Genomic DNA, 21,740 nt, shown 5'->3' on the forward strand with positions numbered 1-21,740 from the left:
TCCGCGTGTCGACCGGCCGGGCGGCACCTGCGCCGGCTCACCGTCCGTACGACTCCCAGGTCCAGGCGGCTTCCCATGAACAGCCCAACTCTCGTGGCACAGCTGTGCGAGCCTTGCGCCATGCGGCTCCTGCTCATCGAAGACGACGACCGAATCGCCGGCCCGCTCACCGAAGGGCTCGGGCGGTACGGCTTCACCGTTGACCACGTCCGTACCGGCGCCGCCGGACTCGCCGGTACCGACGGATCCCCGGACCTGGTCCTGCTCGACCTCGGCCTGCCCGACATGGACGGCCTCGACGTCTGCCGCAGCCTGCGTGCCCGCTCCGCCGTCCCGATCATCATGATCACCGCGAGGGGAGAGGAGGCCGACCGCATCGTCGGCCTGGAGCTGGGTGCCGACGACTACCTCGCCAAGCCTTTCGGCGTACGGGAGTTGGTGGCCCGGATCCGCGCGGTCACCCGCCGCACCACCGGCGCGCTGCCCTTTCCTGCGCCGACGCATCCGGCGGCGCCCGACACCCCCGGACCGCAGCTGCTCGGCTCGCTGGAGATCAACCGCCGCACCCGCCAGGTGCGCCTCGGCGGAGCCGAAGTACCCCTTACGCCGCGTGAGTTCGACCTGCTCACCTATCTCGCCGAGGACCCCGGCACGGTCCACTCGCGACAGCAGATCATGGACTCGGTGTGGGACCCGCACTTCTTCGGCCCAACCAAGACCCTCGACGCCCACGTCGCCGCGCTGCGCCGCAAGCTCGGCGACCCGGCCTGGATCACCACGGCTCGCGGAGTCGGCTTTCGCCTCACCGTCCCCGGCGACGACGCGGAATCCGAGGTGGCCGGATGACCCGCCGCCTGCTGCTCAGCTACCTCGGTCTGGCCCTCCTCGTGCTGGCCGGGCTGGAGATACCACTCGGCTGGATCTACGCCCGAGGAGAGATCTCCCGCGCCTCCCAGAGCGTCGAACGCGACGCCTCGATGCTCGCCGAGGTCACCGAGGAGAACATCGAGAAGGGCAACCTCGACGAACTGCCCGATGTCGTCGGCGACTACGCCACCCGCACCGGCGGCCACGTCGTCGTTACCGACCGGCGAGGCCTCGTCCTGGCCGACTCCGACCCGTCCGGCCGCACGAACATCAACATCGCCGCCCAGCCTGACATCGCCCGCGCCTTGCGGAATCAGCCGACCGTGGCCACCGGAGGCGACCTGTTGTCGGCCACCATGCCGGGCTCCTCCGGCACCACCGTCCGGGGCACCTTGCGCCTGACCTATCCCATGGCCGAGGTCAACGCCCGCGTGCACCGCATCTGGGGTGCCCTGGCCCTGGCCGGAGTCTGCATCCTGGCCGCCGTGGCCATCGTCGCCTTCACCCTCGCCCGCTGGATCACCCGCCCCCTGCGCACCCTGGAGGCCGCCACTGCCCAGCTGGCCGACGGCCGGCTCACCAACCCGCCGGACGCCACCACCGGCCCGCCCGAACTCCGCAGCCTCGCCGCCTCCTTCACCCACACGGCGACCCGGCTGCAACAACTCCTCAAGGCCCAGCAGGCGTTCGCCTCCGAAGCCTCGCACCAGCTGAAAACCCCGCTGACCGCACTGCGCCTGCGCCTGGAGAACTTCGAGCCCTACCTCGACCCACGCGCCCACGGCAGCCTCGAGGAATCCGTCGGCGAGGTCGAACGCCTCAGCCGCATGGTGCAGGGCCTGCTTGCCCTGGCCCGCCTCGAGAACTCCGCCACCACGCCGGAACCGGTCGACCTGGACACCGTCATCACCGACCGCGTCACGATGTGGGAGTCGCTGGCCGCCGAACAGTGCGTAGTCCTCGCCGTCACCGGCCGCCCCGCCGGCCGAGTGTGGGCGATCCCCGGGGCGCTGGAACAGGTCATCGACAACCTGGTCGCCAACGCCCTGCGCGTCTCCCCGCCCGGCACGACCATCACGCTCCACCGCGCACCCGGCGCCGAACTCCACGTCATCGACCAGGGCCCCGGTATGTCCGAGACCGACCGCGCCCGCGCCTTCGACCGCTTCTGGCGCGCCTCCGACTCCCACCACGACGGCACCGGCCTCGGCCTGCCCATCGTCCGGCACCTCGTCCACGCCTCCGGCGGCGAGATCACCCTGCACCCGGGGCCAGACACCGGCCTGGACGCCGCCGTTCGCCTGCGACCGGTGACTGGCGCACGGTCACGCGGCGGAAGCGGGTCGCCTCGACCGACACCGGTAACTGCACCGGCGCCATGAACGGCCCCTAACTGCGCCTGTCAGTCGACGGCGCCCGCCCTCGGGGCGCGGGCGCCCATGGTGACCAGGCCGTTGATGGCGATCCCCAGCAACCCCCGGTAGATGACGAACGGCATGAAGCTGTTGCGGGAGATATACCTGAGGAACCACGCCGCCGCCGTGTACCCGACCATGCACGCGATGCCGGTAGCCAGCAGTGTCGGTCCCCCGGCGGGTGCCGGTCCTTCGCCGATCTTGAGCAGCTCCAGCCCACCGGAGGCCAGCACGGCAGGGATGGCGAGGAACGCCGGCCGGGGCCGGCCTGAAGCATCATGATCCGGCGCCGCCGCCACTCCGCCCTCGGCTACCTCGCGCCAGCCGACTATGAACAGCAATTGATCACGTCACGCACGCACGCCGACCACTGTCTCCGGGCCCATGTCCCTGTCCCAGGTCGCCGACTCCACGCAGGGCCGTATGGTCGGCGACCACCTGTCCACCTCCGTCATCGGCGGTAAGGCGGTCTCCGTGTTCGCCGTAGGCAGGACTCCGGCCAACGGGCAAGCCTTCGACGAGGCCCTCTACACCGCCGGGCCCCTCGCCGTCGCCGGCGGCAGCGCCGCCTCCCGCACCCGCGGCGGGGCCACCGTCCCCGCACCGCACATCACCAAGCCCCTGCCGATCCCGCACTGATCTCTTTACGGTCCACTCCGAGGTGCGTTCCGGTGTCCGCCGGAGCGCACCTCGTCCGCGTGGGTGGAGAGTTTGGCTGTGATGCGCTGTTGCGGACCCCGAGGCGCCGTGACTGCCGCCTTTCGGGCCCGGTGATGCTCTAGTTCCCGTTCTCAGCAAGGGAATTCGGACCTATTTCGGTTCTTCTCCTGAGGCTCTTGGTGGGGCGGGTCACGCATCGCTAGGTTCGCTGCCGTGCGGCGGCAGTGCTAACGTCACCCAGACGCATCAGGGAGCGATTGGCGAGCCAGAACCGCCGCCGTTGACGTTGTCGCCCGAGACGAGCCCCCACAGCGTCCGCAGCTCCACCGGAACGGCGAGCCCCAACGCCGCCTCCACAGCAGCAATCTCCTCCGCGCTCGCGCCCGGACCCAGAGCCGCATGCGTCACGGGCGCATGGTCACGAAGCCACGCCTCGATCCGCCCCCATGCGTCCGTGACTTGCCGTGCCGCTATCTCCTCGGTCATGGCGGCAGCGTAGCGAGACAGACTGTTCCGTCGCCCAGCTCTCCGCCTGCGTGCTGACCGAGGCTGAAGATGCCGGGCTCGCTATAGCTCATTCATCGCCGGTGGGGTCGGTCGAAGTCGAAGGTGGCGACGACGGGGGCGTGGTCGGACTCGGGGTACTTGATGTCCGTGGCGAAGGCGACGGATTCGTCGTGAAGGAGTTGTTGTGGATTTCTGAGCCGCGCTGGTGAGCCAGGAGAGTGCGTGTGATGAGCATGTGGTCGAGCATCTGGCCACGGCCGTGGTGGAAGAGTGTGAACACTGGCCATGTCGCTGGGCTTTGGAGCTTGTCCGGCATGGCGTCCGCGTCGTCCGGGTCCGAGCCGAAGGCCCCTGGCGGCAAGCCCTCTGACAGGTCGGCCAAGTGCGCGGGCCAGAAGCTGGGCTCAGCAAGGAGCGGTTGCCCGTCCACGATGGGCGACGAGGAGTACAGTGCCGTGCCATCACCGTGCCGGGATTCTCTCCCTGCCTGGCGAAGAGTGTTCGAAGACCCGGCTCACCAAGGCCGACCGGCTTGACCGCACAGCGACGTGACGTGTCTGTGCGGTCAGAGCAGTGGCAACGAGGCATGCGGGTCCATCGATCCCGCCGCGGCTCAGGGGCGGAGGGCCGCGCCCTCGTCCACGGGCAGCGCAACGGGCTCCTCCTGCGGTCGTGCGCCTGCCTCCTGAGCGACGGAGTCGGGCCCACGCGTTCCACGTCCCCCGCGCGCGGCCCTCGCCCGGCTCATGCGGTGCAGCACCAGATGCAGTACCGGTATCAGCACGCAGGTGACCGCGGCGGACTGCCACAGCAGTACGTCCAGTCGGCCGGCAGCCAGATACGCGCCTGCGGCCACCGCGGCCAGCGCACACACGGCGCGGTCCACGATGCTCTCCACCGACAGCAGAGTGGCACGGGGCGCGGATTTGGGGATGGCGTCGTTGATGAGCTTGCGCTGCACGGGATAGGCGAACCCGGTGATCGAGGCGAACGCGCACAACAAACCGACCACGGCCCAGGGACCGCCGACGGTGGTGCCCGCGAGGGCGACGGCGAGCGCGAGGCTCAGCGCGGACACCCATGCCGTGGGCGACAGCCGAGGGCTCAGCCACTGCGGGCGCGCGGAGGCCACCGCCTCGGCCACCGTCATCGCCGCGAGGACGCCGCCGTGGGTGCTCTGTCCTATGCCGTGCTCCAGCAGTACCGGCTGGAAAAGGTTGACCTGGCAGATCCGCGACAGAGTGAAGACCGCCACGCCCTGCACCATGAGCAGGACCAGCCACGGTGAGGAGCGCAGGGTGCGCAGCGCGGCGCCCGTGTCGCGCAGCGGAGTGCCGCTGCGCCGGCCGTGGGCGCGCGGCCCGGAGTCCGTGTCGAGCGTGGCGAGCCGCGGTAGGGCGAGGGCGCAGCCGAGGGAGCCGGCCGCGCTGGCCGCGCTGAGCACGTACGGGGTCTGCGGGGCCAGGGACATCAGCGGTCCGACGAGCGGCCAGCACACGACCTTGGCGGCGAGCCCGAGGGCACGCGCCGTCCCCTCCGCCCTGAGGTAGTGGTCGTCTGCTCCTTCGGCGTGCAGCCCGTCGTACAGGCAGGCGCTCGCCGCGCCCGACGTGAGGGAGCGTCCGGCGGCGATGGCGAGGAAGTGGACGAGGAAGCCCGTGTACGACGGGGCCAGCACCGGCATCATGTTCGCCGCTGTCATGACCATCGCGCCCGCGCGCAGGCAGTTACGGGCACCGATGCGGTCGGCGACGACGCCGGTGGGTATCTCGAACAGACAGAAGGCGATGTAGTAGATGCTCTGGATGCCGAAGATCTGGCCGTCCGACAGGCCCGCGTCGCGCTGGTAGGCGTAGAACACCGGCATCCACCACAGCAGGTTGAACAACAGCTGGAACCCGTTGTTGAGGCGGATGACGCGGTGTGCGGTCGGGGTCAGATCGGGTCGGGGAGCGCGGTGCCACGGGACGGGCATACGGCGCCTCACCGGGCGTAGGGGCGGACCTGGACCAGCTGGAACGTCCCGCCCGCGGTCATGAGCCACTCGATGTCCAGGGCGTCATCGGGGTCGCGCTCGCTGAAGTGGGACTGCAACAGGCGCCCCACCAGCGCCAGCCGCGCCAGTGACGTGCGCGTGTCCGCCGGGAGGTCCGCGCCCGTCGAGCCGACGGCCACCGTGCGCCCGCCGCCCTCGACCGTGTTGTACAGGTATTGGTGCGGCAGCACCGTGCCGTCGACCACGTGCTCGGGTGAGCCGGACGAGCAGTTGAGGTACACGTTGCGGAAGTCCTCGCGACGGGTCGGATTGCAGGTCACCAGCACACCCCCGAGGTCGGCCGGCACATACTTCTGGATGATCACTCCCATGTAGGTGTCGTCCAGGGAAATGCCGACCTGGTGCCGCAGGCGCACGCTCCGCGGTGACAGCAACGATGCCCACACCTGCCGTACGGCGTCCATCAGCTGTTCCGGGCCACGCACAGTCGTCACCGAGTCGTAGATCCCGGCCGCGGAGAACCCCGGCAGATCCTCGGCGTTGGAGGAGGAGCGCACCACCAGTCGAGATGCGTCGGCCAGCAGTCCCGGCACCGAGCCGGTGACGGCCCGGGCCACCTCGTCGGGCATCGGCGTGCTGTGCATCAGGTGCTGGAGGTCCAGGGACAGCGAGTCGATCACGTCGAGTGCGTCGAGTTCGAGCGCCATTTTCAACTTGCCGATGCCTTGTTGCAGCGCCGGCGACGAGGTCAGGAACAGATCGTGCAGGCGGAACGGCAGCGCTACGCCCTCAGGTGCCCGGACCGTCTCCGCGACGCGTTCGGCCGCCTTGGCGCGAAGCCGTTGCACGGGTGCTCCCGGCTCGCCGAGCCGGGAGGCGAGGTGCGTGAGCAGATCGGGCCGCGGCGGACGCGGGCGCGCGTAGTACGCGGTCAGGTCGGCGGTACGGCTGTCCAGGACGTGGTGCAGTTCGCCGAGGTTGGCTGCCTTGGTGCCGTAACTGTCGCGGTCGGCCCGTCGCAGCCGGTGCAGAGCCATGACCGGTGTGTCCCCCAGGCGTGGTGTGTCGAGGCGGATGCGCTGCTGGTGCCAGACGGGCCTGCGCAGTGCGGGCGGGGAGGACAACCTCTCCAGCGTGATGGCGTCCTCCTGCACGCGGTAGCGGACCCACGCACCGTCCAGTCCTTCTCGCTGCACGACGGCGTCCAGGTCGCGGATGATGGCGTTCGGGATGCCCCAGCCCGAAGCGAGCACGTTGGTGTGCGAAAGCGGCGTGGTGGAGGCCGTGTTGACGAACCCGGCGACGCGGGGCACGTCATCGGGCAGGCAGGCCATCGCGACGATGTCGGCCCAGCCGAGTTCCGCGGCGGCGCTTAGGTATTCCTCCCGGCTGCGGAAGTATCGCAGTCGCCCTTCGGCCATGCCCGGGTTGAGGCAGGTGCGGGTCCGGTTGCCGAACAGTTCCTGGCTGAGAATGCGGGGAACCCGTGCCTCGCTGATGGAGGCCAGTTCGTGTTCCTGGCCGTGGTTCGCGGGCTTCAGCAGCAGCGGAAGGCGTCCGTCCACCCGGCCGCGCACGAAGTGGTGGAACTCCTCCAGCAGCGCACCGTGCATGGTGTCCGCCTCGGTCGTCTCCAGGACCAGGAAGGGCCGCTCGGAGCCGTCGGCCTCCTCGTCGCTGTGCAGGGACAGCACTCCCAGCAGGAAGCGGCGGTCCGGCGCCATGTACACGGATGCGTTGAACTCGTCGAGATCCGCGTCGAGTTCGTCCGGTGTCATGCCGAGGATGCGGGTCGCGATGTAGTCGGCGTGAAAGGGGTGCACCCGGGTGTCGAGCAGATGCCAGGTGTCCTCGGCGCGGTCCACCACGACCTTCAGGTACGGGTGTCCGGCGAGCACGCCGGACAGCGTGCGGAACAGTGGCAGCGACAGGTTGGCGCCGACGACGGTCCGATCGGCCGTAGCGTCGGGGTGGCCGGCCTCGTCGGGTGCGAGAGTCATGCCCGTGCCTCCTCGGCGACGTCTGTGGGCAGGATGCGCGGCAGCGCGTCGATCAGGGCGGTGAAGTCGCGGACGACGGACTGCGGCCGGTCGGCCGACAACACGCACAGGCCTGCCATCGTGTTGGCGCCGGCGGCAGGGTCGTAGACCGGCACGGGGGTTCCGTCCGGCAGCGAGCTCTCGCGTACGACGGAGAGCGTGCTGCCCGCGCCGGCCGGGGCCGATCGGACGACTGCTGAGGAGTCCCAGAGATGGCGGCGGGACCAGGGAGTGCCGTCACGGTGCACCGCCAGGACCACCAGAGATCCGGCCGCACCCGCGGCATCCTCGGGCGTCAACGCCCGAGCGGGCCAGGCGGGTGAACCGCCGAGGAGCTGGTCGGTGAACATGCCGATCATGTCAAGGCCGAAGACCTCCTCGATCTGCGGCACCGTCATCGCGCCGCCGAATCGTGCGGCCGTCTCGATGACCCACATGCGACCGTCCCGACCCAGCTTGATCTCCGTGTGGGTGCCGCAGTTCTCCAGTTCCAGTGCGTTCACCGCGCGCCGGGCGAGCTCCACGATCACGCGCTGAGCCGTGCTCCCGACGGCGGCCGGGATGATCCCGGCGCGCTCGGTGAACGGCACTACCGTGGGCATCCGCCCGCTCAGGCAGACCGGACGGAAGACTCCGTCGGCCACCACGCCCTCGACGCTGACGTAGTCACCCCAGCCGGGGCCGTCGAACCACTCCTCGGCACATCCGCTGACGATCTCCTCGACGATGAAGTCCTCCGATGCGCCGCGAACGTGCAGTTCGGCGAAACCGAGTTGTGCGGACTCCGCCATCACCGCGCGCGAGCGCTGCCAGGCGTCCTGTGCGTCCCCGGGCCTGTCGATGATCTGGTGGGCGGTCGAGCCGGCGCTCCATGCCGACTTGAATAGTAATGGACATGACAATTCTATCGCCGCCCGCCTCAGTTCGGCGACGCCGGTGACGGTGCGAAACCGGGGCTGCGGTATACCGCGACGCTCCCAGGCTGCGCGCATCAGACGTTTGTCGCGGGCGAGTGCGGCGGCGGGCCCGGCACCCTTCAGTCCGAGTTGCCGAGCAGCCTCGGCGACCGCGACCACCGCGTACTCCGAGAACGTGAGGACGGCGTCCGCCCCCACCTCGCGCGCACGAGCGGTAATGAGCTCGACCAGGTCACGACCCGGTGCGTCCACGGGGGTGACGACCGAGGCGCACAGCTTCGCGGCGTCAGCGGCCACGGCGGCCGGCAGGTCGCTGAGTGCCAGTAGGTGCACCGCGGACCTTGCGGCCACCCGCGTCAGGGCGTACCCCACTGGAGGTCCGCCCTTGGCATGCACGTACAGCACCTTGCTCACGGAATCCCAACTCCTTCCAAATCACCGGGCGGGGGACTTCCCGCGCCCGCGCGTTCGGCCGGCGAGCGCCCTGGAGTATCGGCCGCCACCGCACCGTCTCGTTCCAGCGAACCAGTCCCAACTCGCCTCCAGCAGGCCCTGAAGCACGAACCACTCAGGCAAATGCCCTACTCCTTCTGCTGATTGGCGCCATGTGAAGGTTTGGTGATGCGCTAGCGCCCCGACGGTGCGAAGAAGAGGGGCGCTCACCTTTCTCGCATGCCCCCGGACGCTACGGGTAACGCATGAGGTGTCACCCAAAGTGATGTCGTGCAGGGTTGAAGGAGTTGGGCCGTGGACGAGGCCGATTTCAAGACGTTACTCGCGTCCCTTCCGGTGTCCTGGTGGGAGGCCGACAGCGGACTGAGCGTGGTCGACAGCGGGGGCGGTGCGTTCGACGACGAGCGCACCGCCCGCCGTTTCCTCGAAACCCTCCGTGCCGACCACGGCGGTCCGTCCGGCGCACCCGGCGCCGGCCCCTATCAGGCGCGGTTCGAGGGCCGAACCTTCGATGTGAACTGGCCGGTCCTCGGCGACGGGCCGGCGCGGCGCGGCAGCAGGGGAGTGGCGATCGAGGTCAGCGACAGGTCGGACGGCAGTCCCTACGCCTCGTTCGCCGATCTCGCCCCGGCTGCGGCGTTCGTACGCGACGCCACCGGCCACTACCTATGGGCCAATTACGCCTATGCCCACCTGTACGGCACCACGCGCGACGCCTTGGTCGGCCGCCACCTCTCCGACGTCGACGCACCCGGTGACGTCGTCAGGTTCCTCGCCCTGGACCAGGAGGTGCTGACCCGCGGCCGTCCTGTCAGGCACGCCCTCACCTACCGGCGCGCCGACGGCTGCTCCGGGCACGCGGCCGGCTATCGCTTCCCCGTCCGTTGGGGCGCGGCGCGTTGTGTGGCCGGTATCTACGTCGACGTCACCGACTACACCCGGGTGCTGGATCAACGACGCCGGGCCGAGGCTGATTTGTACGCCCTGCGCGACCGCAGTGGGCTTCTGTGCGTTCGCCTGACCCCCGATGGGCGGGTGAGCGAGGCCGGCGCCGCGGTCGCCGACGCCCTGCGCGTCAGCCTCTCGGACCTGATAGGCCTGTCGGCCAACACCCTGCTCGCCGAGACACCCGAACGGGCTGAGCTGCACCGCATCTGGGACGACCTGATCAGTGGCCGGCGCAGAAGCGCCCACACCTACGCCGTACTCGTCGACCGTGACGGCTGGCAGCGCCGGGCCCGGATCCATCTGCGCACCGTGTGCGGCCCGACACCCGGCGTTTCCGGTGTGTGGGCCGTCGGCACCCACCTCGGCCTGCGTCATCATGCCCAACCGTCCCTGACCGCGGCCCATGTACGGATACTCGCCCTGCTGGCGGCCGGGCGCAGCAACGCCGACATCGCGGGGACACTGCACCTGTCACGGCAGACGGTCGACTACCACATCAGCCGCCTGCGCGTCCTCCTCGGTGCCGCGACCCGTCCTGCGCTGGTCGCCCGGGCCTATGTCCTCGGCATCCTCTCCGCACAGGCCTGGCCGCCCCGGTCCGCGACGGCGGCGCACCCCTACAGCCCGGTCTGATCGATCGGAGCCGGCGGCCGGGCCGGAAGTCCTGCGGCCGCGTCCGGCGCGGTCGGTTCCTTCCATCCCGCTATCCGACCTCTCCGCTCAGAGTGCTGACCGGCGACGCGGGGTGTGCGCCGCTTTGCCGACGAGGAGGTCGACTTTGTAACCGCACGGGCGAAGCACGTCCCGACCCGGCTACTTGAGTCACCAGGTGCGGCGATGGGCGGCAACCGCCACGGACGCCCCCATCCGTGGCCCTCGGCGCCCCGGTCCCGGACCGCTTCCAGAATCCGGCCGAACCGATCCGCGCGCAGTCCGGTGAAAGTCTCCACTCACAAGCGCTCAGCCGTCCCCACCTAGAGGAGTGGGGCAGCGCCCGCGGCCTTCTGCAACACCCTGTGGGCCTGGGCGCCGGAGCGTGAGGTGTGCCACGCCTACGCCGTGCCCGGCGCACCTGTGGTGCCGAGCAGCCTGTCCACGAGGAGTTCCGGGTAGCCGGAGGCCGGCGGGTCGATGCCGAAGATCGCCCGCAGGTAGAGCGGTGCGATGAGCTGGTCGAGGATCTGCTCCACGGGCGGGGGGTTCTCGCCCCGGGCTGCGGCCCGCTCGCGGATGCGCTCAATGGAGTGGAGCCGGCGCTGGAAGTGCTGTGCGCGTTCCGCCTGCATGTGGCCGCTGCTCGGCATGGACAGGGCGACGGCTCGTACGAGGAGGCGGCCTTCGGGTGTGCGGATGCTCGCCACCCCCGCTTCCGCCCAGGCGGTGAGGTCTCCGCGCAGGGTGCCGGTGTCGTGCAGTGGCCAGTCCCGTTCGAGGCGGGTGGTGACCACGTCGGCCAGGAGTGCCTCACGACTGCCCCAACGCCGGTAAATGCTGGTGTGGTTGACCCCGGCGTATTGAGCGATCGCGGGGATGGTGAGCTCTGCGCCCCCGGGGGCGGACAGCAGGTCGATGACCGCCTGATGGACGGCCGAGCGGACCTGCTCGGGGCTCTTGCGGATGCGTGGGGTCGGTTGTTTCGAAGACACCCCCACATCGTAAGCACAGATGTTTGCTTCGTAGTGCAGGCGGGTCTACAGTTCTGCCGTAAGCACAGATCCGTGCTTAACCCCTGAGGAGAGTGTGTGATGAAGCAGCTGCTGTTTCCGAACAACCCCCAGTTCTGGTACGAGACCCTGCGCTCGATGAGCCACATCGCCTACGGCGGCGCCGACTTCGGCGAGGTCGTCTCCACCAGCGAGCGCATCACCGAGGGCGACTACAACAGCTGGCACAAGGAATGGCTGGCCACCGCCGACCGTGTGTCCGGCGAGGCGCAGAAGGCCCTTGACGCCGGCCACACGGTCAGCGCCCGGGACGCATTCCTGCGGGCCTCGAACTACTACCGCTCGGCGGAGTTCTTCCTGCACGGTCACCCCTGCGACCCCCGCCACGACCACGCCTACGACCGCAGCGTGGCCCGCTTCCAGGCCGCCGCGGCACTGTTCACCCCGGTCATCGAACCGGTCAGCATCCCCTATGAGGACACCACCCTGCCGGGCTACCTCTACCGGGCCGACGACTCAGGGACACCGCGGCCGACCCTGATCATGCACAACGGCTTCGACGGCACCGCGGAGGAGATGCACTTCTTCGGGGCACTGGCCGGCGCCGAGCGTGGCTACACCGTGCTGGTCTTCGACGGACCCGGCCAGCCCGGACCGCGCCACCACCAGGACCTGGTCTTCCGCCCCGACTGGGAGAACGTCATCACCCCCGTCGTGGACTTCGCCGAAACCCTCCCCGAGGTCGACAACAGCCGCATCGCACTCCTCGGTATCAGCATGGGCGGCGTACTCGCCCCCAGGGCCGCGGCCTTCGAACACCGCCTGGCCGCACTGATAGCCGTCGACGGCATCTACGACCTCGGTCAGACATCCGTCCGGAACATCCCCGGCGACCGCAAGGAAGCCGAACGGCTCCTGCGCGCGGAATCAGCCCCCGAACTCGACGCCTCGTTCGAGAAGATCATGGCCAACGACGCGACCGCCCGGTGGGCGATCAACCACGGCATGTACGTCATGGGCGTCGACACCCCCCGCGCGTTCAACGCCTCCTACCTCGACTACACCCTCCAGGGCGGCATCGCCGAGCGGATCCAGTGCCCCACCCTCGTCTGCGACGCCGCCGAGGACGAATTCTTCAAGGGCCAGCCCGAACAGCTCTACGCCCACCTCACCTGCCCCAAGACCTTGATGGTGTTCACCGCCGAAGAAGGCGCAGGCGCCCACTGCCACCCCGGCGCCATGCGCCTGTCCCAAGCCCGCATCTACGACTGGCTCGACAACACCCTCACCAACACCGGCGCCTGAGGTCCCGACCCACCCGGCAGCGCCGCGAATCCCTCTCGTCCGAATCTGCTTGAAGGACCTCTCGTGACCCGCACAGGCAGCGGAGGCTTCCCCGCCTCAGCGAGAGCGGGCGCACGCGCGGCAAGGTGGTGCTGGAGGTGGGCTGATCCTGGAGCCGAGCGCTGCCTTGTGGTCCGCCTCTCGCCGGCCCATTCGTCCAGGTGGCGAGGGCGTCCAGGGCGGCCGGGTAGTAGTCGCGTGACAACCACCGTTCACAACCGCCTTCGTCGACCGCGTCGTCCTCGGGTTTCTTGCTGACCAGGGCGGCCCCGTCGAGCCAGGACTCAGCGCGTGGCCTGTAGGTGCTTCAGGACGGCGAGCACACGTATCGGTGGTCGTCCGGCGACTGAGGCAGGTTCAGCTTCTGCAGGATCTGCGGGACATGGGCTTCCAGCGTCTTGGGACTCTGGTCGCCGTCGCCCGCTCGATACTCGTCGTCGCCTGGCACCTGATCAACAACCCGGACGCCTCCTACCAGGAGCTCGGTGCCGACTGGCACCCCCGTCACCTCGACCCCGCCCGCAAAACCCGCGACCTCGTCCGTCAACTCCAGGCCCTCGGCCACCGAGTCGCGCTCAGCCCGGCATCAGTCTGACCGTCCCGTCTCACCGTCATCCGGGCCGCAAGCGGCCCGGATGCTGCCCCTGCCCTCCCACACATCGATTTTCCGATCAGCTTCCGGCCCAGACCCGCGCTTGGAAGGATGGGCAAGCTCAGAAGCAGTCCGCGGGCATGTCGAGGGTGGTGCGGTCGAGGCTTTCCAGCAGCGCGAACTGCGCCTCCGTCCTGGGCAGTTCGTACCGGAAGAAGTACTGACCCGCCCGGCGCTTGCCCTCGTAGAAGGCGCCGCTGCGTCCGGCGGCGGCCAGCATCTGCTCCAGCCACATCCAGGCAACCACGACGTGTCCCACGGCCTCCAGATAGACCGAGGCGTTGGCGAGGGCGGTCTCGGCGTCCCCGGCCTCCCACAGGCGCCGTGTCACGGCGGCGACGCGGGCGACGGAGGCGTCCAGCTGCCGTCCGAAGCCGGCGACCTGGTCGTCGGCGGCCGCCGCGCGGGCGGTCGTCATGGAGACGGTCTCGATGAGCAGGCGGAGCCCCGCGCCGCCGTTCATGACGACCTTTCGGCCCAGCAGGTCGAGGCCGTGGACGCCGTGCGTCCCCTCGTGGATGGGGTTGAGGCGGTTGTCCCGGTAGAACTGCTCGACGTTGTACTCGCGGGTGTAGCCGTAGCCGCCGTGGACCTGAATGGCAAGGTTGTTGGCCTCGAGGCACCACTGGGAGGGCCAGCTCTTGGCGATCGGGGTGAGCATGTCCAGCAGAAGCCCGGCACTGGCCCGCTCGTCGGCCGTCGGAGCGGTGCGCTCGTCGTCCAGCAGCCGCCCGCAGTACAGGATGAGAGCCAGCGCGCCTTCGACGTACGACTTCTGGGTGAGGAGCATGCGCCGGACATCGGGATGCCCGACGATCGGGATCTGGGGGGTGGTGGCGTCCCTGGCCATGAGCGGGCGCCCCTGGGGCCGGGTGCGCGCGTAGTCCAGGGCGTGCAGGTAGCCGGTGTAACCGAGCGCTGTGGCACCGAGTCCGACACCGATGCGGGCCTCGTTCATCATGTGGAACATGTAGGACAGTCCGTGGTGGGGTTCCCCGACCAGGAAGCCGACGGCACCGGGGGCCCCGCCGGGCCGGAAGGCGCCCTCACCGAAGTTCAGCAGCGTGTTGGTCGTCCCTCGATACCCCATCTTGTGATTGAGGCCTGCCAGGGCGACGTCGTTGCGCTCGCCGAGCGTCCCGTCGGCCCCCACCAGGACCTTGGGGACGATGAAGAGCGAGAGTCCCTTCACCCCGGGCGGGCCGCCGGGGATCCTGGCCAGGACCAGGTGGACGATGTTCTCCGTCAGTTCGTGGTCGCCACCCGAGATCCACATCTTGTTACCGAACAGGCGGTAGGTGCCGTCGTCGGCCTGTTCCGCGCGGGTGCGCACATCAGCCAGCGAGGAGCCCGCCTGCGGCTCCGACAGGCACATGGTCCCAGAGAAGCGGCCCTCGACCATCGGGCGGACATAAGTGTCGATCTGCCCGGGCGTGCCGTGGGCCAGCAGCAGGTTTGCGTTGCCGATGGTGAGGAAGGGGTAGGCGGCCGTTCCCACATTGGCTGCTTGGAACCAGGCGAAGCAGGCGTTGGCCACCACGCTGGGCAACTGCATGCCGCCCACCTCGTGGTCCATGCCCCCGCCGATCAGCCCGGCGTCGGCGAAGACCTTCAGGGCCTCTTCGACTTCGGGGATGATGTGCACCCGCTCGCCGTCGAAGCGCGGCTCCTGGGCGTCGTTCTTCTTGTTGTGCGGGGCGAAGTGCCGGGCGGCGATCGTCTCGCTGAGGTCCAGTACCGCGTCGAAGGTTTCGCGCGAGTGGTCGGCGAAGCGGGAGCGCGCTGTCAGGGATTCAACGTCGAGCCACTCGTGCAGCAGGAAGTCGAGGTCTCGGCGGGAGAGCAGGAGGGAGGCCATGGTCCTCTTCGTCTCGGGTTCGGGTTGCTTGTGCGAGGGGAGGGGAGCTGCCGTCGGCCGGTCAGACCGTGGTGCCGAGGCCGCCGTCGACCGGGATGACGGCGCCGGTGACGTAGGCGCCCGCACGGCTGGCCAGATAGACGGCGACGCCCGCCATGTCGTCCGGCCGCCCGATCCGGCGCAGCGGAGCCGCCTCCGCGATCGCCTCGCCCATGGCGTCCAGGGTCGCGGCCATCATCTTCGACTCGAAGGGGCCGGGCGCGATGGCGTTCACCGTGATGCCCTGCGGCCCGAGCTCCTTGGCCAGCACGCGGGTCAGGTGATGCAGGCCCGCCTTGCTGGCCGCGTAGGAGTAGGCCGAGACCGGGCTGACGTGCAGGCCGTCGATGGATCCGACGTTGATGATCCGCGCAGGGTCCTCCGTCGACCCGCCGGCGCGCAGCTTCGGCAGGAGGGCCTGGGTGAGCAGGAAGGGGCTGCGCAGGTTGAGGTCCATCACCTTGTCCCAGCCGCTGACCGGGAACTCGTCCAGGGGCGCACCCCAGGTGGCGCCGGCGTTGTTCACCAGGATGTGCAGCCGCTCCTCCCGCTCGCCGATGTCTGCGGCGAGTCGGTGGCACTCCTCCTCGCGCGACAGGTCGGCGGGCAGCGCCACGGCCTGGCCGGGACCGGAAAGCGCGCGCACGGCCTCCTCGCAGGCTTCCGCCTTGCGCGAGCTGACGTAGACCTTGGCTCCGGCTTCGACCAGGCCCCGGGCGATCATCAGGCCGATGCCGCGGGAACCGCCGGTCACGAGGGCGGTTTTGCCGGAGAGGGAGAACAGTGAGGTCACGGTGGACTCCTGAGGGGAGGGGCGGCACGGGCAGGCTTTCCCCGCCCCAGGCCAGATACTAAGCAGTCGCTTAGCGGATTTCCAAGCCTTGCGCCGACGGAACCCCGTCCGTTGCCTCCGTGCCCTCGACGGTGGCGCAGTCGACCGGCAGCGGATCCCTCAGGGGCGTCGGCCTCACCCGACGCCCGAGACGACCAGCACGACCCCGTCAGTGGCGGCAACGCGGTCCCTGGAGATCTCCTGGTACTCGGGAGAGTGGGCCCATGCGTCAAAAGCAGCCCGGTCCTTGAAGGACATGATGATGATCTTGTCGTGATCCCATCGCCCCTCCACGACGTCGGCCTGCTCGTCCGCCGCCAGCAGGCGGCCGTCGTGACGGATGAGCACCTCCATGAAGCGCGAGGCGTATCGCTGATAGCGCTCACGGTCGTGGATGGTTATCTGCGCAACGGCGTACACCGGCATGCCGGGCCCTTTCGCAACGGGAGTTGGTTACCGGCGAGTATGGCCGCACGTCCGAGGTACCGGTCAAGACGCTCCGGTCTGCCCGTCGTTCATCTCGTCATGTGGAAGGTGATCGTGTTGCCGGTGAACGCGCCGAGCGCGTCCAGGACAAAGGCTCGGGGCGAGGGCGAGCATGTTGCCCTGCGCGGTGTCGGCGATCGCAGACGGGACGGCCGTGCGTTTGATGCGGTTCTGGTCGTCGCCGGGCCGATGCGCGGAGCGAGGGGGGAGGGTGGCGTCGGCACCCCACGCGAGGCGACGGTGGCGGCACCGTTCACCAACCGTCTCGGCGCGGGGAAAGTCTCGGCGCGGGGAAAGCCGCGCGGTTCTGCTCACCGCCGTAGTCGTACGGCCCCCACCGCGCTGGCGTACCGACCAGCTGGTCGGCTGCAGGGCCGCCCACGGTGGCCCCAGGCTGCCGGTGCGCCGTATCCTGCCCGCCCCTGGCAACGGAGAGGCGGACGTCGGCACCGTAATCGCCGGCGGCGGCATGGGCCGGGTCATCACAGTGATGAGGGCCCAGTTCAGATGCGCTTCGGAGTTCTGGGGCAGGCGCTTGTAGTCGCGTGCCGTGCGGCGGGCGTTCTTGCACCAGCCGATCGCGCCCAGGAAGCGCTCCGGTCAAAGCGCAGCGTCGCGATGCGCTCCTCGGACGGGATTGCGACGGTGCACCAAGCGCACCGGCTACCCCCGTTGACTTTCCATCTGACGGCGAGGACGCCAACGAGGACCGAGTCCGCGACCGCTCTCGGCGTTGTCACCAGGTTCCTGGACCTGAGGAGGCCGACGGGTCTCGTCGCTCACATCGAGCTGCGGTGAACCACCGTCGGGAAGGATCTGGCCGGCGGGGGCAGCGGTGAGGGCGGCGACGGCCCAGATGGCGGTGGTCAGACGGTACGCGCCACCGACCTGAGGCTTCCATGCCAGACCCCCAGCCCCGGATGAGTCCCCGCGGTATCGTCGTCGCCGACATGGGTGCCGGCGCGCCATCTACGGCCGGCTCGGCCTCACCTTCCAAATCGACGAACTCATGCCCACCCACGCCGCGTGCGACCTGCCCAGAGGCCTTCACCTCATGCTCGACACCGAGGACTTCGCTGCAGCGCCGCGGACATCAGTCGGCGACCGCCGACCGCAGGCGCTTTTGATGTGCCCGCGCCATGGTCATCAGCCCGGCGAGGGCGTCCCGGGTGTGTACGAGGTCGGCGATGCGCTCGGACAGCCGGTCGTGCTCCTGCGCCATCCGCTCCAGCGCGGCGTCGGAGTTCTCCTCGCTGGGAGAATCGACGCACGGCAGCAGTTCGGCGATGGTGCGGCTGGACAGTCCTGCGGCGAACAGCCGCTGGATGAACACGACCCGCTCGACCTCGTGGTCCGTGTAGTGCCGCTGCCCGCTGGCACTGCGGGTGCTGGTGAGCAGCCCCTGCTCCTCGTAGTAGCGCAGGGACCGGACGCTGACTCCCGCCCGTGATGCCAGCTCCCCGATGCGCACGCCGTCTCCCTCTGTGCTGTGGGCTGAGCCACAACCCTTGCCCCTGACATCAGTGTCAGGTTCTAGCGTAGCCGCCGCGCCCGGTTGGCCGGCGCCGATTGCAAAGGAGCCATGACATGACGACCTTGTTCACGCCGTACCAGCTGGGGGATCTGACGCTGCCCAACCGGGTGGTGATGGCCCCGATGACACGGGTCCGTGCCGCCGCCGGCGGTCTGGCGACGCCGTCGATGGCGACCTACTACGCCCAGCGGGCCACGGCCGGACTGATCGTGAGCGAGGGGGTGCAGCCGAACGTGGTCGGGCAGTCCAACCCCGGCACGCCGGGACTGCACACCGACGAGCAGGTCTCCTCGTGGCGCCCGGTCACCGACGCGGTGCACGCCAACGGCGGACGGATCTTCGCCCAGATCATGCACGGCGGACGAGTTTCGCACCCCGACACCACCGGTATGCGGCCGGTCGGTCCCTCGGCAGTCGCGGCCGAAGAGTGGAAGGTGTTCACCCCGACCGGGCTCCAGCCGGCGCCGATCCCGCGAGCCCTGGACACCGCAGAGGTGTCCGAGCACGCCGAGTCGTACGCCCAGGCTGCCCGCCGCGCCATCGACGCCGGCTTCGACGGCGTGGAGCTGCACGGCGCCAACGGCTATCTCATCTCGCAGTTCCTCTCGTCCAACGCCAACCTGCGCACCGACCGCTACGGAGGCTCGGTGAGCAACCGGATCCGCTTCGCCGTAGAGGCGGTGTCCGCAACCGCCGAGGCCGTCGGCGCGGCAAGGACCGGAATCCGCCTGTCCCCAGGCGTAACCTTCTGGGGAGTCGAGGAGACCGACGTCCCCGAGCTCTACACCGCGCTACTGACCGAACTGTCCCGCCTCGGACTGGCCTACATCCACCTCGAAGCCACCGCCGAGGAGGAGGTGCTGGTCGGCCTGCGCCGCGCATGGCAGGGCACCCTGATCATGAACCCCGTGCTCCCGATGGGACCGAAGCACACCGGCCGGGACGAGGCCGACCACTGGCTCGACCTGGGGGCCGAACTCATCAGCTTCGGCCGCGCCTTCATCTCCAACCCCGACCTGATCGAGCGGCTGCGCACCGGAGTGCCGCTCGCTCCCGTCGACGAGGCCACGTACTACCAGGGCGGCGACGCGGGATACCTGACCTACCCGGCATACCAGTACACGGCCTGACACCGCCCCCTCGGCGTCCGGCCCCCAACGCATCCGGCATCCCGGCGAACACCCCGCTTCACCGCTTCGCAGGGCATCCATGTCCACGGCGGAGGGGCAGGATGGCATCGACGACGGCTTCGACGCCGCGAGCGCGGGCCGCTCGGATCGGCTTCTTGTGGTCCTCGCTGAGCTGACGTGCGGTCACGCGGGGTGCTGATCCCATGCAGGGGTCGCCCATTTCGGGGCGCCTATGTCGTGGGGGAGATGATCACCGTGGGTACGCCGGAGCGGTCGAGCAGCGGGGTGGTGGGGTTGGTATCCATGGTCATCTCCTTCATCCACTGTACGGGGACGTGCGCCGGGCCGGGTTCGGACAGACCAGGCCCGCCGCGCACGGGTATCGGTGGTGGGCGGTGCATCCGTCGCAGAGCACGCAGCCGCCGCGTCCGGCCATCTCAGGTTCCTTGCGGGGCTCCGTCGTCAGCATCTGACGGACCTGCTCCTGCACGGCGGTGAACTCCGGACCGTCGCCCGCGCAGACGACGCGAGTGGACGATCGCGTAATTTGCCGGTGCTGAGTTCACGTAATTCCCCAGCCCTGGAGGCGGCAGCGGTTGCTTGATCTTGGGGGATCCGGCTTGACCATCGACGCCGGATCAGCGGGCGGGTTTCTCCCAGATCAGCGAATACCGGCGCAGCACATGCCGACGGTAGCGCACGCCGGGCAGCAGCCGCCGGGCAGCAGCCCGCACCTGCCCATAACTCATCAGTGGGTCGGCGACCGGCATGCCCTCCGGACCGCGCGCGTGACGCAGCACCTTCGCGATCCGCACGATCGGGACAGCCGCGATCAACGCCACCCACTCCGCCGCGCTCGCCTCGCGGGCCAGACCGACCACCACCAGCGTACCGCCAGGCCGCAGCAGCTCATGCATGCGGATGAGGGCCGCCTCGAAGTCCATGTGATGGATCGTGGTCACCGAGCAGATGAAGTCGTACTCCCCGGCGGGGAGTTCGGCGGTAAGGAAGTCGCCCTCAACGAAAGTGAGTTGTGGATAGCCAGCAGCCAATTCGCGGGAACAGGCGATCATTCCCGGCGACTTGTCGATGCCGGTGACACGTTTCGCCCGCGCAGCGAGCTTCCGCGCCAGAAGCCCGTCCCCGCAGCCAACGTCCAGGGCATCGCCGCACCCGTCGGGAACGGCGCGGAGGATGCCCGGGTGCCGGGCAACGTTGGTGTTCCAGTACGGCTCTGCGGCGGGCCGGCGCATCGGAACATCGTAGGGGCATGGTCAGGGCCTATGAGTGCACACTGACGGATTCACGGTCCTCATGAGGAGCCGTGACCGCCGGGGCGGGAATTGCATGACCGTCGACAAACTAACCGGCCCCCGGGGAAGCTCACGCGCTGATGTCCCTCTCCTCGTCGACGCCGTTCCAGCCCGCGTCGATCCGTACCAGTCCTGCACGCCCTCGTGGCCGCGGTCGGCGGCCACAGACACCAGAGCGCGGGCCCCGCCCCGGTCGTCATCTCACAGGAGCAGGATGCCCAGGCCAACCATGGCTTCAGTCTCTCCGCCTCCGCTGCGACCCGCAGAAGCGGCCTGGCATCGTCATAGCTTCCATGCTCCAGCCGGAGTTTCCCCAACTCTCCCGCGGCCGTCACGTTCCCGGCGGCCAGAGCAGCGTGAACCAGAATTCCGCCTCGGCGCGATTACCATCCATGGCGGCAGCACGCAGCCGCCACATCTCCGTGTCCAGCGCATTCGGAGTCCGGTTGGCCTGCCACACCTCGGGGAACGCATCCCGTATCGCAAGGGCCGGCAGAGCCAGACCGCCCATAGGCAGGTTTTCCCTGCGGGTAGTTGTAACGACGCCGCATACCTTCACCCTGCTGCAGGTCCAGCAGAGGCCCACCTGACTTCCCGGCGGCCAGTTCGCCACTTTTCAGTTGATAGAGGAACTCGCCGTCGCCGTAGGACATCGGGGGCTGGTACTCCACACTGCTGGCGCCCAGGCGCGGAGCTCGCTCGTAGACCGCGCTGTAGCCCGCCGCGTACAGCGTCTGCCCGAATTGCGGTGCGCGGTCGGCCATCGGGATCCACGGGTGGTCCGGTAACGGATCATCCAGTGCTATCACCGCCAGGTCTGGGTAACGCCACAGCCCTTGGCCGTCATGCTCGCATGGCTTGGCTCGAACCGTGCCTGCTGCATGGCCGCCCAGCCACGTCATACGAGCACGCTGAGCAGTTCTCTTCGGACCGTCAGCCGCTGATCCAGCAACAACATGAGCGCACGTCACGACGAGCCCGTGGCCGGCGAAAAAGCCGCTGCCGCCACGGATGTTGTCGCCTTCGACCCGGACAACGAATCTGCCCAGCAGGTTAAGAAAGTCACGGGACTCCATGTCCATTACA

Annotated in this window: 19 protein-coding genes and 1 pseudogene; 7 read left to right on the forward strand and 13 right to left on the reverse strand. The window is 69.3% G+C overall.

Going from position 1 to position 21,740, the window contains the following annotated elements:
- The first annotated feature begins 120 nt into the window (after positions 1-120).
- Entirely contained in the window at positions 121-846 is a 726-nt protein-coding gene (locus tag Q8A52_RS36970) for a response regulator transcription factor (protein WP_316759711.1), read from the forward strand.
- Positions 843-2,249: a sensor histidine kinase gene (locus Q8A52_RS36975; protein ID WP_316759714.1), complete on the forward strand. Its 1,407-nt coding sequence runs from the start codon at positions 843-845 to the stop codon at positions 2,247-2,249. Before Q8A52_RS36970 ends, Q8A52_RS36975 begins: the two co-directional genes overlap by 4 nt.
- Positions 2,250-2,269: 20 nt before the next feature.
- Here the strand turns inward: Q8A52_RS36975 and Q8A52_RS36980 are convergent, their stop codons facing one another.
- Positions 2,270-2,581 (reverse strand): undecaprenyl-diphosphate phosphatase, encoded by a 312-nt coding sequence (locus Q8A52_RS36980; RefSeq protein WP_316759802.1) that lies wholly within the window; start codon positions 2,579-2,581, stop codon positions 2,270-2,272.
- 85 nt (positions 2,582-2,666) lie between these two features.
- Here Q8A52_RS36980 and Q8A52_RS36985 point away from each other — a divergent pair, with 85 nt between their 5' ends.
- Positions 2,667-2,921: a hypothetical protein gene (locus tag Q8A52_RS36985; protein ID WP_316759718.1), complete on the forward strand. Its 255-nt coding sequence runs from the start codon at positions 2,667-2,669 to the stop codon at positions 2,919-2,921.
- 267 nt (positions 2,922-3,188) lie between these two features.
- On the opposite strand, the gene Q8A52_RS36990 is transcribed toward Q8A52_RS36985, so the two are convergent.
- The 4 genes from Q8A52_RS36990 to Q8A52_RS37005 all read right to left on the reverse strand — a co-directional run bounded on the left by Q8A52_RS36990 (position 3,189) and on the right by Q8A52_RS37005 (position 8,815).
- Positions 3,189-3,428 (reverse strand): SMI1/KNR4 family protein, encoded by a 240-nt coding sequence (locus tag Q8A52_RS36990; RefSeq protein WP_316759721.1) that lies wholly within the window; start codon positions 3,426-3,428, stop codon positions 3,189-3,191.
- Between the two features lie 634 nt (positions 3,429-4,062).
- A complete protein-coding gene (locus tag Q8A52_RS36995) occupies positions 4,063-5,424 on the reverse strand; it encodes an MFS transporter (protein ID WP_316759724.1) in 1,362 nt (453 codons plus the stop codon).
- Between the two features lie 8 nt (positions 5,425-5,432).
- Complete coding sequence (locus Q8A52_RS37000) at positions 5,433-7,445, reverse strand: PEP/pyruvate-binding domain-containing protein (RefSeq protein ID WP_316759726.1); 2,013 nt, start codon at positions 7,443-7,445, stop codon at positions 5,433-5,435.
- The gene (locus Q8A52_RS37005) at positions 7,442-8,815 is read right to left on the reverse strand and encodes an ATP-grasp domain-containing protein (RefSeq protein ID WP_316759729.1); all 1,374 of its coding nucleotides are present in this window, start codon (positions 8,813-8,815) and stop codon (positions 7,442-7,444) included. The genes Q8A52_RS37000 and Q8A52_RS37005 overlap by 4 nt, the downstream gene beginning before the upstream one ends.
- Positions 8,816-9,148: 333 nt before the next feature.
- Here Q8A52_RS37005 and Q8A52_RS37010 point away from each other — a divergent pair, with 333 nt between their 5' ends.
- Positions 9,149-10,435, forward strand: coding sequence for a PAS domain-containing protein (locus Q8A52_RS37010; protein ID WP_316759732.1), 1,287 nt, complete (start codon positions 9,149-9,151; stop codon positions 10,433-10,435).
- A 419-nt stretch (positions 10,436-10,854) separates the two neighbouring features.
- Here the strand turns inward: Q8A52_RS37010 and Q8A52_RS37015 are convergent, their stop codons facing one another.
- Positions 10,855-11,448, reverse strand: a complete 594-nt coding sequence (locus tag Q8A52_RS37015; protein WP_316759734.1) for a TetR/AcrR family transcriptional regulator — start codon at positions 11,446-11,448, stop codon at positions 10,855-10,857.
- Between the two features lie 99 nt (positions 11,449-11,547).
- On the opposite strand from Q8A52_RS37015, the gene Q8A52_RS37020 reads away from it, so the two are divergent.
- Together Q8A52_RS37020 and Q8A52_RS37025 are read left to right on the forward strand one after the other, a co-directional pair.
- On the forward strand, positions 11,548-12,771 hold the full coding sequence (locus Q8A52_RS37020) for an alpha/beta hydrolase family protein (protein WP_316759737.1): 1,224 nt from the start codon (positions 11,548-11,550) through the stop codon (positions 12,769-12,771).
- A 421-nt stretch (positions 12,772-13,192) separates the two neighbouring features.
- Positions 13,193-13,405: a hypothetical protein gene (locus Q8A52_RS37025; RefSeq protein ID WP_316759740.1), complete on the forward strand. Its 213-nt coding sequence runs from the start codon at positions 13,193-13,195 to the stop codon at positions 13,403-13,405.
- A gap of 118 nt (positions 13,406-13,523) precedes the next feature.
- Here Q8A52_RS37025 and Q8A52_RS37030 read toward each other — a convergent pair whose 3' ends face one another.
- From Q8A52_RS37030 to Q8A52_RS37045, 4 genes are all read right to left on the reverse strand, one after another.
- The gene (locus Q8A52_RS37030) at positions 13,524-15,320 is read right to left on the reverse strand and encodes an acyl-CoA dehydrogenase (RefSeq protein ID WP_316759742.1); all 1,797 of its coding nucleotides are present in this window, start codon (positions 15,318-15,320) and stop codon (positions 13,524-13,526) included.
- 61 nt (positions 15,321-15,381) lie between these two features.
- The gene (locus tag Q8A52_RS37035; RefSeq protein WP_316759744.1) at positions 15,382-16,152 is read right to left on the reverse strand and encodes an SDR family oxidoreductase; all 771 of its coding nucleotides are present in this window, start codon (positions 16,150-16,152) and stop codon (positions 15,382-15,384) included.
- A 174-nt stretch (positions 16,153-16,326) separates the two neighbouring features.
- Positions 16,327-16,617, reverse strand: coding sequence for a DUF1330 domain-containing protein (locus Q8A52_RS37040; protein ID WP_316759745.1), 291 nt, complete (start codon positions 16,615-16,617; stop codon positions 16,327-16,329).
- Between the two features lie 1,153 nt (positions 16,618-17,770).
- Positions 17,771-18,148, reverse strand: coding sequence for a MerR family transcriptional regulator (locus Q8A52_RS37045; RefSeq protein WP_316759748.1), 378 nt, complete (start codon positions 18,146-18,148; stop codon positions 17,771-17,773).
- Between the two features lie 116 nt (positions 18,149-18,264).
- Here Q8A52_RS37045 and Q8A52_RS37050 point away from each other — a divergent pair, with 116 nt between their 5' ends.
- The gene (locus Q8A52_RS37050) at positions 18,265-19,341 is read left to right on the forward strand and encodes an alkene reductase (RefSeq protein WP_316759751.1); all 1,077 of its coding nucleotides are present in this window, start codon (positions 18,265-18,267) and stop codon (positions 19,339-19,341) included.
- Positions 19,342-19,979: 638 nt separating this feature from the next.
- Here the strand turns inward: Q8A52_RS37050 and Q8A52_RS37055 are convergent.
- The 3 genes and pseudogenes from Q8A52_RS37055 to Q8A52_RS49260 form a co-directional block, all read right to left on the reverse strand.
- A complete protein-coding gene (locus tag Q8A52_RS37055) occupies positions 19,980-20,594 on the reverse strand; it encodes a class I SAM-dependent methyltransferase (RefSeq protein WP_316759754.1) in 615 nt (204 codons plus the stop codon).
- A gap of 391 nt (positions 20,595-20,985) precedes the next feature.
- Complete coding sequence (locus tag Q8A52_RS37060; RefSeq protein ID WP_316759757.1) at positions 20,986-21,165, reverse strand: VMAP-related conflict system protein; 180 nt, start codon at positions 21,163-21,165, stop codon at positions 20,986-20,988.
- Between the two features lie 55 nt (positions 21,166-21,220).
- A pseudogene (locus Q8A52_RS49260) lies at positions 21,221-21,736 on the reverse strand (S1 family peptidase); the annotation flags it as partial.
- Positions 21,737-21,740 lie beyond the last annotated feature (4 nt).

Origin of the sequence: Streptomyces herbicida, from assembly GCF_032656585.1 — a bacterium.
Classification (GTDB): Bacteria; Actinomycetota; Actinomycetes; order Streptomycetales; family Streptomycetaceae; genus Streptomyces; species Streptomyces herbicida.

Coding starts and splice junctions, on each gene's coding strand:
- Q8A52_RS37000 (WP_316759726.1), bottom strand. CDS start 7,445: ATGACTCTCGCACCCGACGAGGCCGGCCACCCCGACGCTACGGCCGAT.
- Q8A52_RS37050 (WP_316759751.1), top strand. CDS start 18,265: ATGACGACCTTGTTCACGCCGTACCAGCTGGGGGATCTGACGCTGCCC.
- Q8A52_RS36990 (WP_316759721.1), bottom strand. CDS start 3,428: ATGACCGAGGAGATAGCGGCACGGCAAGTCACGGACGCATGGGGGCGG.
- Q8A52_RS36995 (WP_316759724.1), bottom strand. CDS start 5,424: ATGCCCGTCCCGTGGCACCGCGCTCCCCGACCCGATCTGACCCCGACC.
- Q8A52_RS37055 (WP_316759754.1), bottom strand. CDS start 20,594: ATGCGCCGGCCCGCCGCAGAGCCGTACTGGAACACCAACGTTGCCCGG.
- Q8A52_RS36970 (WP_316759711.1), top strand. CDS start 121: ATGCGGCTCCTGCTCATCGAAGACGACGACCGAATCGCCGGCCCGCTC.
- Q8A52_RS37025 (WP_316759740.1), top strand. CDS start 13,193: ATGGGCTTCCAGCGTCTTGGGACTCTGGTCGCCGTCGCCCGCTCGATA.
- Q8A52_RS37030 (WP_316759742.1), bottom strand. CDS start 15,320: ATGGCCTCCCTCCTGCTCTCCCGCCGAGACCTCGACTTCCTGCTGCAC.
- Q8A52_RS37040 (WP_316759745.1), bottom strand. CDS start 16,617: ATGCCGGTGTACGCCGTTGCGCAGATAACCATCCACGACCGTGAGCGC.
- Q8A52_RS36985 (WP_316759718.1), top strand. CDS start 2,667: ATGTCCCTGTCCCAGGTCGCCGACTCCACGCAGGGCCGTATGGTCGGC.
- Q8A52_RS37020 (WP_316759737.1), top strand. CDS start 11,548: ATGAAGCAGCTGCTGTTTCCGAACAACCCCCAGTTCTGGTACGAGACC.
- Q8A52_RS36975 (WP_316759714.1), top strand. CDS start 843: ATGACCCGCCGCCTGCTGCTCAGCTACCTCGGTCTGGCCCTCCTCGTG.
- Q8A52_RS37060 (WP_316759757.1), bottom strand. CDS start 21,165: ATGGGCGGTCTGGCTCTGCCGGCCCTTGCGATACGGGATGCGTTCCCC.